An 11,084-nucleotide genomic window follows, 5' to 3' on the forward strand; every position below is an offset into this window, starting at 1 on the left:
GTGAAGAAAGTTTGAAAAAGGGGGTCAAATGATCCGAGAGAGACCCCGCACTTTCTACACTAGGGAAAATAGTCTGGAAAGGTAGAGATGTCGATCGCCGAGGAGTTCCGCCAACTGCAAACGCGGCTCTTGGAGTGCTGGGACGGAACAGAAACCTTTATCCCGGAACTGCCCAGAGGCCCCGGCGGCATTGAGCGCGATATTGTGGTGGTGCCTTCCCTCAGTTTTCCCCAACCGGAGCTAGGCAAGATCACAGGCTACACCCACTACGAGGAGCGGCAGCTTTATACGCTGATCCAGTTGCGCAATCCGCGTACCCGCATGATCTATGTCACATCCCAGCCCCTGCATCCCAGTATTGTGGATTACTACTTAGATTTACTGCCGGGGGTGCCCAGTTCCCATGCCCGCGATCGCCTGCTCTTGCTGGCCACCTACGATCGCTCCGATAAACCCCTCACCGCAAAAATTTTAGAGCGACCTCGCCTCTTGGAGCGTATTCGTCAAGCCCTGCGTCCCAACCAAGCCTACATGGTGTGTTTTAACTCCACCCCTTTGGAGCGGGAACTGGCGGTACGCTTAGGCGTTCCCCTCTACTCTACGGATCCGGATCTCCTTTATTGGGGAACCAAGGCCGGCAGCCGAGAACTGTTTGCAGCGGCGGGAATCCTCCACCCGATTGGCAGTGGCTTTTTGCAGGGGGTGCCAGAACTGGTGCGGGCGATCGCTCATCTACAGGAAAAATGCCCTGACCTTCAACGGCTGGTGGTGAAACTCAACGCAGCCTTTTCTGGAGAAGGCAATGCTCTTCTCGACCTCCGCCCCCTGCGCCCCTTGGGCAGCCCGCATACCCCCGATCATCTCCAGCGGATTGAGAATAGCCTAGAGGACATGGTCTTTCAAGCTCCCAATGAAACTTGGGCCTCCTATCGGCAGCGGTTTACAGATCTGGGGGGGATTGTCGAAGCCTTTGTTGAAGGGACAGTCAAGCGATCGCCCAGTGTCCAAGGGTGTATTACCCCCAAAGGCAGTGTTGAAATTGTTTCGACCCATGAACAGTTACTCAATGCCCCCACAGGTCAAATTTTTATTGGCTGTGAATTTCCTGCCCATGCCGACTATCGCCAGCAACTGCAACAACTGGGGCAAAAAGTAGGGACGTACTTGGCACAGCAGGGAGTGATCGGCTGTTTTGGTGTGGACGTTGTTGCAACCCAGACAACAGCAGGCTGGGAGCTTTATGCCATTGAAATTAACCTGCGCAAAGGCGGTACTACGCACCCCTTTATGACCTTAAAATTCCTCACCGATGGCCACTATGAGCTAGCCTCTGGACTGTTTTACAGCAAGCACCGCCGTCCTAAGTATTACATTGCCTCCGATAACCTCTGCCAGCCCCACTATCGCGGCCTCTTGCCCAATGATCTCTTGGATATGATTGCTCGCTACCATTTGCACTTTGACTCCAGTACCGAAACGGGCACCGTCTTTCACCTCATGGGGGCACTTTCGGAATTTGGTAAGCTTGGACTTGTCAGTATTGGCAACACCCCCGAAGAAGCCCAAGCCATCTACAATCAAACGATTGGTGTTCTCGATGCCGCGGCGCTATAAGCACCTAATGTGCCTACCCCCCGCATAGACAGGGGTTTGAGAATCTCGTTAGAATTGGCAACGTTCACTGTGAAAAGCAGCCTGTAGGGAAAACCCAGTGCAAGTCTGGTGCTGTGCCGCAGCTGTGATGGGGAACTCCCCTCAGCCAGAATGCCTACTTGCTGTGGTTCACTCTATTTGCCTGCGTCGCACGGGCATGGAGTTTCAACGTGGTTGTTGCGCTTAACGATTCAATTCTCAATCCCCTTGGTTTTAGTCTCGATTTACCCCCTCTCCCCCAGCCTCGCCCCCTCTTGCTCATTGGTCATGGCACGCGTGATGCTGAGGGTCGCCAAGCATTTTTGGACTTTGCCCAAGCCTATTATCAACTGGATTCCTGTCGGCCTGTTTTTCCCTGTTTTCTGGAGTTAACCGAACCCTCGATTTTTGAGGTTCTGAGCCAATGTGCGGCCGCAGGTTATACCGATTTGTCAGTGCTGCCGATTTTGCTCTTTGCTGCTCGCCACAATAAATTTGATGTTACGAACGAGTTGGATCGGGCCCGGCGTGCTTTTCCGCAGTTGCGCTACCACTATGGCCGCCCCTATGGCCTTGCCCCAGAAATCTTGAGCCTCTGGCGATCGCGCCTCGAACTACTGGACTTCCCAGAATTTAACCCCCAAGGCATTGGCCGTGAAGAAACCGTTCTCTTAATGGTGGGACGCGGCTCCAGCGATCCCGATGCCAATGGCGACGTCTTTAAGCTAGCCCGTATGCTCTGGGAGGGCAGTGGGTACCAAACGGTTGAGGTGTGCTTCATTGGCATCACCCATCCTCGCCTACCCGAAGGGTTTGCGCGGGCGAATCTTCACCGCCCCCGCCGCGTGATTGTCCTGCCCCACTTCATGTTTACAGGGGCACTCGTCAAGAAAATCTATGCCCTCACCGCAGAAGCCCAAGCCGCCTATCCCAATGTTGAATACGTGAACCTGCCGGAAATTGGCTTGCATCCGCAACTGTTTTATCTAACGCGGCGGCGGGAAATTGAGACCTATGGGGGACAGGTGGCCATGAACTGTGAAACCTGCAAATTCCGCTTGGTGGCAGGCCATGGCCATCCTCACCACCATCATCACGATCATGAGCACCCCTCCCACAGCCACGATCCTGGGGGTCACCCCCATCACCATGCATCAAGCGTGGACCTAGATCACTTGCCCAGTTATCACCAACGCATTTGGCAGGTTCCGTGACCGACTCCCGACCGCCAGCGGATAAGACGCAGGGCTTCCCGCCGCAAAAGCTAACCATTGCTCCCCAGCGAAAATGTTAGAGTTAAAATGACTGGTACTCTTTCTCAAGCTTGGATGGGGCTTGTCTATGCGCATTAAATATCCTCCCCAGACCGTTGATCGGGTGTTAATTTTCGATACCACACTGCGGGACGGTGAACAGTCCCCAGGGGCCTCATTGAATGTGGATGAAAAACTGACGATCGCCCGTCAACTGGCTCGCCTGGGGGTGGATATTATTGAGGCGGGTTTTCCCTTTGCCAGCCCTGGCGACTTTGAAGCCGTACAGCGGATTGCCGAAACTGTAGGCACTGAAACCGGTCCTGTCATTTGTGGTTTGGCTCGTGCCACCCGCCAAGATATTGAAGCCGCCGCAAAAGCCCTCAAACCTGCCTACTATCCTCGCATTCACACGTTTATTGCCACCTCCGATATTCACCTAGAGTACAAGCTCAGGAAAACCCGCGCTGAAGTACTGGAAATTGCGCAAGAAATGGTGGCCTATGCCAAGTCTTTTGTGGATGATGTGGAGTTTTCCCCAGAGGATGCTGGGCGTTCAGATCCTGAGTTTCTCTATGAAGTTCTAGAGCGGGTCATTGACGCTGGTGCAACGACGGTCAACATTCCTGACACTGTGGGGTACACCACCCCCGCCGAGTTTGGTGCCCTGATCAAAGGCATTAAGGAAAATGTGCCCAATATCGATCGCGCCGTCATCTCGGTTCATGGTCACAATGACTTGGGTTTGGCGGTTGCTAACTTCCTGGAAGCGGTGAAAAATGGCGCCCGGCAACTGGAGTGTACGATTAATGGCATTGGTGAGCGTGCGGGGAATGCTGCCCTTGAGGAATTGGTTATGGCACTTTATGTGCGGCGGCAGTACTTCAATCCTTTCCTAGGTCGCCCACCCGAATCAGAGGAACCCTTGACGAATATCAACACCCGTGAAATTTATAAAACCTCCCGCTTGGTCTCAAACCTAACGGGGATGCTGATTCAACCCAACAAGGCGATCGTGGGTGCCAATGCCTTTGCCCACCAATCGGGGATTCACCAAGATGGCGTCCTCAAGCACAAGCAAACCTATGAAATCATGGATGCCCAACTGATTGGCCTTGCCGATAACCAAATTGTCTTGGGCAAGCTCTCTGGCCGTAATGCCTTTGCCACCCGCCTACGGGAATTGGGCTTTGAACTCAGTGAAACGGAACTCAATAAGGCCTTTTTGCGCTTTAAGGATCTCGCCGACAAGAAAAAAGAAATCACTGACTGGGATCTGGAGGCGATCGCCAAGGATGAAAGCCAAGGGATTGATCTGCGGGGCTATCAACTGGAATTTGTCCAAGTTTCCTGCGGTGATCATGCCCGCCCAACAGCAACGGTGACCGTGCGTACCCCCAGTGGTGAAGAGTTGACCGATGCCGCCATTGGCACTGGCCCTGTGGACGCGGTCTATCGTGCCATTAACCGTGTGGTGCAAATTCCCAATCGCCTCATTGAATACTCGGTGCAATCCGTTACCGCCGGCATTGATGCTATCGGTGAGGTAACAATTCGGCTACAGCACGAGGATCGCATCTATGCTGGCCATGCCGCTAACACGGATATTATTGTGGCCTCTGCCCAAGCCTATATGAATGCCCTGAACCGTCTCTACCGCGGTCTTGAACAACGGGCGCTACATCCCCAAGCGTAGCTTATGCCAGAGTCCACCCCTGCTAAGCCCTTGGAAGCCAATGGCGTCTATTTATGCCCCGTTTGCCGTCACGGGCAAATTGCGCCGATGGTACTGATGGATACCTATGCCTGTAACTTTTGCCGCCATATTCTCAGCTTGGATTTTGTCCATCAAACAGCACGGCTCGAAGACAGTGCCATGGCATTTCGCTGGCAGTGGACGGGTACCAACTGGCGATCGCTCAACACGCCCCCCGCTAGCCTCACCTATACGGCTATAATTCTGGCAGTTTTATTGGTAACCTTGCCTCCCGCCTTAATTTGGCTGGGCTATCAACTTTTTCCCCCCCTCAGTAGCGACCCACGTGCCTATTGGTTTCCCCGCTTTTGGGTAGCTCTGACCTTTTTTGCGCACGCACTCATTGTTCTACGAGTGTTTGCTGGGCTGTTGCCCACGCCTTTTTGGCGGCTTCCCCTTAGGCAGCGTTCCCTTTAATTTTAGCCACTGGCACTCACTCAGAAGGTAACGGCAAGGACACTGAGCAATGCCTAGGGGTAACGAAGCCGAGATTGAACGGAAGATAGTCCTACCTTTGTTAAAGGCATGGGGCTATGATCTTCAAAACTATTGGATCAAGCCAAAGCTAGGGAATGGCTATCCCGATTTTCTCATTTCCTTGCCGCTGGCGGGCGATCGCTCCTTCAACTACCTTGTGATTGAGGTCAAATCCTCAAATGAGTCAAGGCTCAGCGGTCAACAGCAACTGCGGGAATACATGGCAGCAGCTCAAGCGGTTTTTGGCCTTTTAATCAATGGTAAAGATTACCAACTCTTTTATCAAAATCCCCTAAAAAAGCCCCTGTGCCAACTCAAGTGGGCCGCCGGCCAGTTGGAGCGAAAAAGCATTCAAAAACTGACCAAGGTACTGCACCGCAATGCTGCTGAAGCGCTTGTGAGCGCCCTAACCCAAGAGCAACTCAAGATTTATCATCACCTTGAAAAAGTATTGCAAAAAAATTATGCTTTTCCCTCAACACATCCTCAGAGGACTGCCATGATTATTACTGTCTTTAATCATAAAGGGGGAGTGGGGAAAACAACCCTTACCCTGAACCTAGGTGCTGCCTTTGCTGCCATGGGCAAGCGCGTGCTACTCATTGATATTGATCCGCAGTCGAATCTTAGCATTGGTTTAGGCATTGATCCCCTGAGGGATATTGAGGATCAAGGCCGGAAAGACATTGCTCACCTCCTCTTAGAACCAAAGGTCACCCTCGAGGAAGTCGTCTATCGAAAGCGTTGGGACAATCTCCACTTAGACGTTGTCCCCTCCCACATTCGCCTCGCAGACCAAGAAGCCGACCTGATTAGGACAATAGATATCGATCGCGTCCTGCAAAGAAAGCTAAGAAACCACCCCTACGATATCATCCTAATTGATCCACCCCCTGCCTTTGGTAAAGTCAATGCCATTGCTTTGATGGCTTCCCATGGGGTTCTGATTCCGATAGAATTTGCCCCTTACCCCATACGGGCGATTGAGTATGTCTTGGCCCGCCTAGAAGCCTTCAGACCTGTAATGGATAACCCGCCGCGGCTTCTGGGTATTGCCGTTAATAAGTACGATCAGAGGAACTCTGCTGTCAATGCGCAGATGCAAGAGAGGCTCCAGGATATCCTTGAGAGAGTAGCTCGCGAGTATGCTGTCGTTTCTAATCTCTTGCCTAAAGACACATGGATTCCTAAGCGCGCTGCTATAGAAAAAGCAACAGATTTACAGCAACCCATATTTAGCAGAAATCTATATGCGGAATTATCAAGAGCAGATCAAGAACCAATTGATGAGCTAACGACAACATTTGAAAATTTGGCGCGCCATCTTTCCACTGAGGCATTTCCACAGCATGAGTAAATCCAACAGACTCTCAAGGTACCTTGGTCTATACGATGTGCATCAGGGTCAGGTGCACATTGATCTCCTAAAAGTTCCCGATGACTATCCCCAAGCGCTACTGTATGTTTCACCGACTTTGATCCGTGAGGATCTAGAAAAGTACCAGACCAACCTGATTCCCTTAATTATTCGCTCAGTCACCAGCCAGACAGGGGATGTAGAGTACGAAGTTGTCTTTGGCAAGGAAGTTGTGGACTTTGCTCGGGAATTGGGGATTAAGCAGTTGTGGGCCACCAGAGTTGAACTGGCGGATGACCAAGAAGTCTCAGATTTCCAAGAGCGTATCAAAACGCTGATGCAAATCAATGCCCAAGGGCATCCCCCTCAACAGGAAGGGGTCTACTTACAGTTGCCTCTGTCAGCCTCAGAATTCACGAACATCCTCGATCGCTATCTGCAACCACTCAAAAAACAGATAGAAAGCATCCATCAAGAAATGACTGAGCAATCTCAGCAGGTGATGAATCTCTCAGAACAAGTTAAAATCCTTAGGAACATCCTAGAGTCATCCCCCACCCCATTACAAAAGCGGCGAAATATTCGCATCAACCGCTACAGAGATGCTGAGAGTCTTAAGCAGCGTGTTCCGGGATTGACCATCGACGAGGCTCAGGTTGTTATTGGACGCCTCGAAAGGTATAGAAACCACCAAGGGGGTAGAAAATTTCGGTCGGTTGATGAGTTGAAAGAAATCGCCCCCTCAGGCCAGTGGGATTCTCTCAGCATTTGCTTTAATTAAGCGGGTTACCACGGGGACAGTTACTCAAGACCCGCCTCTCAAGTGGGAGCGATGACGATTTGCTGATTATCCATGACACCCCCCGTGCCAAAGTGGGGAGATGGTCTGGACCAGCTTCGAGGTAAACGGGTTCAGCATATCAGCATAGAGGAGCGATCGCTCGATAGGAATAATAAAGTTCACCGTCAAAGCGCAGAAGGAGAGCGATCGCCCTAACCAAGTTTTCAATACTCTCAAGATCGGAGCGGCGGGATTTGAACCCACGACCCCCACTACCCCAAAGTGGTGCGCTACCAAGCTGCGCTACGCCCCGTTAAGCTTTACCAGTATAACATGAGTTCAGAGCATATCCTAGGTGCTGATGGAAATTTTGCCCAACCATTTCAGAATGTGGGTATTCACCTGCTCAGGTGCTTCATCTTGGGGGCAATGGCCAATCTCTGGTAAGGCAACAAACTCCTGCACACAGGGAAACTTAGCTAACTTCTGAGCTTCATCAATCGGTTCCCAGGGATCGGCGGCGCCCCAAAGGAAATAGGTGGGGCAGGTGATCTGCGGTAGCAGGTCTTCGGGTAAGGGGCCCTGGGAATAACGCACAAAGGCCAGAAAGACATCGGCAGCCCCGGCGTCTTGGGCAGGGGTGAGTAATATCTCCACTAGTTCATCGGTGACCGCGGCAGCGTTGGCATAGGCTTGGTGGAGAATGCGGCGCACAGTACGGGGTTGGGCAATTTGGCGGAAAAAGTAGGTGCCAAGGGTGCGATTGGCTAAAAGTTGCTGGAGTAGGCTGGTTCCCCAGCGGCGGTACCAAGGGAGTTGCTGTCGTTTGCGATCGTGAAGCTGACGCAGAGAGCAGTTGAGCAGGATCAATTGACGGACCCACGCTGGCTGGAAAACAGCGGCCTGTAAAGCGACCACGCAGCCAATAGAGTTACCAATAAGAACGGTAGGCTGGCCAATCACCTCATGGCAAAAGGCCAAAACCAAGGTTGACCAGGTCTCAAAGGTGTAGGGGAGAGTCGAGGGAGCGGGTTTGGCGGAGCCACCAAAGCCCAACAAATCAATGGCGTAGACCCGATGGTAAGCGGCAAGGGGAGGAATATTGTTGCGCCAATGCAAACTAGAGGCACCAAAGCCGTGAATCAGCAGTAGGGGGGTACCTTGGCTACCTTGATACCGATAGAGAATCGGGTATCCTTGCCAGTGCCATGTTTGAGAGGGGAGAGAGACAGTCATTTAGTCGGCTTGAAGAAATTGACGGTAGCGATCGCTCAACTCCTGAACAGCCCGCTGATAAAATTGCTGTCCATGCTCAGGGGTGGCCAAACTGGAATCTGCCCCCATACGACCATCAGGATAGCGGCGGCGAAAATCTGCGGCACTGTAGATAGCATGACTGCTATTGACTTCGGGATTGAGGGGAACCCGCTTAATGGCCTCTGGATAGAGAAATTGGGTCACCGCGACTTCACTGGGGGTGGCATGGGAACCCTCGCGATCGCCATACCATTCTCGCGCCAGTTGCATCACCGAACTACACATAAACCAGTTGGCCAATTCACAGCGCACTTGATCAGCCTCTGGAATTTGTAAATCTGTCAAGACAGCATAGGTTTCAGCAAAGGCGGCTTTGACTGTAGCGATATTGCCGCCGTGACCATTGATGAAAAAGAAGCGTTGAAAGCCTGCCCGTACCAAGCTCACTAAATAGTCGCGAATCACCAGAATTAACGTACTAGGGCGCAAACTAATGGTGCCGGGGAAAGCCGTATGGTGTAGAGCCATGCCCACGGCAATGGTGGGGCCAACAAGCGCTTGGGTGGTTTCCCCGACCCCTTTGGCGATCGCCTCAGCACAGAGGGCATCAGTACCGATTAGACCCATAGGGCCATGCTGCTCCGTAGAGCCTATGGGAATAATCATCCCCTTGGAAGTGTTGAGATAGGCTTCGACCTCTGGCCAAGTACTCAAATGTAGTAGGGGCATCCCTCCCTCCTAAATCGCATCCTCAAGAACCGCGCGTGTATTCCGCCACGCCCAAATCCCAGCGATCGCCACCACGCCCCCCATCCCCACCATGACCACCGTGAGGCCAAGGAAGTCGGAAAGAATGCCCGCGATCGCCAAGGGCACACTGAGGGCAATATTGACAACGTTATTTTGGAAGCCAAAGACCTTACCCCGCATCGTCGCAGGAGTCCGCATCTGGATCAGGGTCTGCATGGGAATACCAATTAAAGACGCTCCCATCCCCAGCAAAATACTCAAGCCCAGACCCAGCCACAGATGATGTACAAAGGCAAAGACCAGCAAGACAGCTGCCATCACCAAAAAGCCAATCAAGGGCAGGGGCCGATGATGCAATTTCTCCCCCCATTGACCCAAAACCCCCGCCCCTAAAATCAACCCCAGCCCTGCAGCGGCCAAGAGAAAGCCAAACTGGTTGGGCCGCAAGCCAATTTCTTGGGCTATACTGACCGCCAGCACTGTCAAGGCGGCAAAGACACAGTAGAGGATTGTTAACTGGAGCATCGCAGTGCCCAAGAGGCGATTTTTGCGCACGTAGTCAAACCCCTCCCGCAAGTCCTGCCAAACATTCAGGTGGCGATCGCCCTCATGAACTGCTTCTCGGTAGCGAATCGAGGCTAAAACCAACCCCGCGATGACATACAGCACACCGACAACAATTTCACGGGCATAGACACCGCCTATGGCCACGGCACCACTTAGCAATGGCTCGCCAATGGCAAATCCCACCACCAGTGACCCCATCATTGTTGTGATAAAGAGGGCATTTGCCGAGAGGAGATTTTCCTCCTTCACCAGCAGGGGAATTGCCGCCTGTTCTGCTGGGGCAAAGAATTGCGTGAGGATGGACTCAGAAAAGGCAATCAGGAGCAGCAGTGTAAACCGCTTTGGAATCAAGATCAGGGCAAAGACCAGTAGCCCCCGCAAAATATTGGTAATGCTCATTAGCTCCCGCTTTGGGTAGCGATCCACAAAGGTGCCCGCCGTTGAACCAAAAAAAACCGCTGGTAGCGTATTGGCGATCATTACGGCTGAGGCCTTAGAGCCCGGCAGCTCATAGCTGGCATCGTAGGAAACCGCCAGTGTAATTAGGAGGACGAGAAAAATTTTGTCCGCCAGTTGGGAGATGATTTGACCGCCCCATAACTTGAGGAAATTCTTGTTCCGCATCAGAGCAGCAAACCCTTCTGGACGGGGCTGGGGACCAGAACTTACCATTGCTGTTGCTCACCGACTATGAACACAAGTTTCCTCATCACCAAAGATTGGGGCGGGCAGCCTGAATCCAATATACCGTCACAGCCTAGGATACATGCCCTTTTTCTTGCTCCTTGTTGGCCCTCTAACACGCACAAGGGGAGTAAAACTCCATGGGATAGGCGCCGTCATTGCTGGTATTGATAACACCTACACTGTCTAGCAGCAGGTTTCCTTGATCTGGCAATGCTCTGACTATCGGGAGTAGCAGTTAACTGAACACCGGCGTCATCGGCTAGGCCGGCGAAGGCCCTGGACAATGCTACCGATCAAAAGAGGACCGAAGGGATAGCCCCACTCAGTCCTCCCGTCTGACCTTCAGTTGCGCCTAAACGGTTGCGAGTTCCACTTGGCGCCGGAAGCTGAGGCGTTCGCTTTCGCCCACATCCACTAGAATTGTATCGCCGTCGAAGAAGTCACCCCGCAGGATGCTTTTAGCAATGGGGGTTTCCAGTTGTTTCTGGATGGCGCGTTTCAGTGGGCGGGCACCATAGACAGGATCATAACCCACTTCGGCCAAGAAGTCGATCGCCTTCTCAGTGA

10 protein-coding genes, 1 tRNA gene and 1 riboswitch are annotated in these 11,084 nt (G+C 52.5%); of the genes, 6 read left to right on the forward strand and 5 right to left on the reverse strand.

Going from position 1 to position 11,084, the window contains the following annotated elements; genetic code table 11:
• Positions 1 to 87 precede the first annotated feature (87 nt).
• The 6 genes from H8Q75_RS05130 (at position 88) to H8Q75_RS05155 (ending at position 7,256) form a co-directional block, all read left to right on the forward strand.
• A complete protein-coding gene (locus H8Q75_RS05130) occupies positions 88 to 1,614 on the forward strand; it encodes a peptide ligase PGM1-related protein (RefSeq protein WP_297040854.1) in 1,527 nt (508 codons plus the stop codon).
• A 32-nt stretch (positions 1,615 to 1,646) separates the two neighbouring features.
• Positions 1,647 to 1,791: riboswitch (cobalamin riboswitch) on the forward strand.
• A 32-nt stretch (positions 1,792 to 1,823) separates the two neighbouring features.
• A complete protein-coding gene (locus tag H8Q75_RS05135; RefSeq protein ID WP_297040855.1) occupies positions 1,824 to 2,846 on the forward strand; it encodes a sirohydrochlorin chelatase in 1,023 nt (340 codons plus the stop codon).
• Positions 2,847 to 2,973: 127 nt separating this feature from the next.
• On the forward strand, positions 2,974 to 4,581 hold the full coding sequence (locus H8Q75_RS05140) for a 2-isopropylmalate synthase (RefSeq protein ID WP_024124257.1): 1,608 nt from the start codon (positions 2,974 to 2,976) through the stop codon (positions 4,579 to 4,581).
• Between the two features lie 3 nt (positions 4,582 to 4,584).
• On the forward strand, positions 4,585 to 5,058 hold the full coding sequence (locus H8Q75_RS05145) for a hypothetical protein (RefSeq protein WP_297040856.1): 474 nt from the start codon (positions 4,585 to 4,587) through the stop codon (positions 5,056 to 5,058).
• A 97-nt stretch (positions 5,059 to 5,155) separates the two neighbouring features.
• Complete coding sequence (locus H8Q75_RS05150) at positions 5,156 to 6,475, forward strand: ParA family protein (RefSeq protein WP_162147163.1); 1,320 nt, start codon at positions 5,156 to 5,158, stop codon at positions 6,473 to 6,475.
• Positions 6,468 to 7,256, forward strand: coding sequence for a hypothetical protein (locus H8Q75_RS05155; RefSeq protein WP_024124254.1), 789 nt, complete (start codon positions 6,468 to 6,470; stop codon positions 7,254 to 7,256). Before H8Q75_RS05150 ends, H8Q75_RS05155 begins: the two co-directional genes overlap by 8 nt.
• A gap of 239 nt (positions 7,257 to 7,495) precedes the next feature.
• Here H8Q75_RS05155 and H8Q75_RS05160 read toward each other — a convergent pair.
• The 5 genes from H8Q75_RS05160 to H8Q75_RS05180 all read right to left on the reverse strand — a co-directional run.
• Positions 7,496 to 7,569: transfer RNA gene (locus tag H8Q75_RS05160), tRNA-Pro, on the reverse strand.
• A 38-nt stretch (positions 7,570 to 7,607) separates the two neighbouring features.
• Positions 7,608 to 8,492: an alpha/beta fold hydrolase gene (locus tag H8Q75_RS05165; protein WP_297040857.1), complete on the reverse strand. Its 885-nt coding sequence runs from the start codon at positions 8,490 to 8,492 to the stop codon at positions 7,608 to 7,610.
• The gene (locus H8Q75_RS05170) at positions 8,493 to 9,242 is read right to left on the reverse strand and encodes a creatininase family protein (RefSeq protein ID WP_024124252.1); all 750 of its coding nucleotides are present in this window, start codon (positions 9,240 to 9,242) and stop codon (positions 8,493 to 8,495) included. It lies immediately after the preceding gene.
• Positions 9,243 to 9,251: 9 nt separating this feature from the next.
• Positions 9,252 to 10,502 (reverse strand): MFS transporter, encoded by a 1,251-nt coding sequence (locus H8Q75_RS05175; RefSeq protein ID WP_297040858.1) that lies wholly within the window; start codon positions 10,500 to 10,502, stop codon positions 9,252 to 9,254.
• Between the two features lie 367 nt (positions 10,503 to 10,869).
• On the reverse strand, positions 10,870 to 11,084 hold a 215-nt coding region (locus tag H8Q75_RS05180; RefSeq protein WP_297040859.1), incomplete at its 5' end, for a hypothetical protein.

The sequence above is a fragment of the Thermosynechococcus sp. OHK43 genome (genome assembly GCF_014466085.1).
Lineage (GTDB): Bacteria > Cyanobacteriota > Cyanobacteriia > Thermosynechococcales > Thermosynechococcaceae > Thermosynechococcus.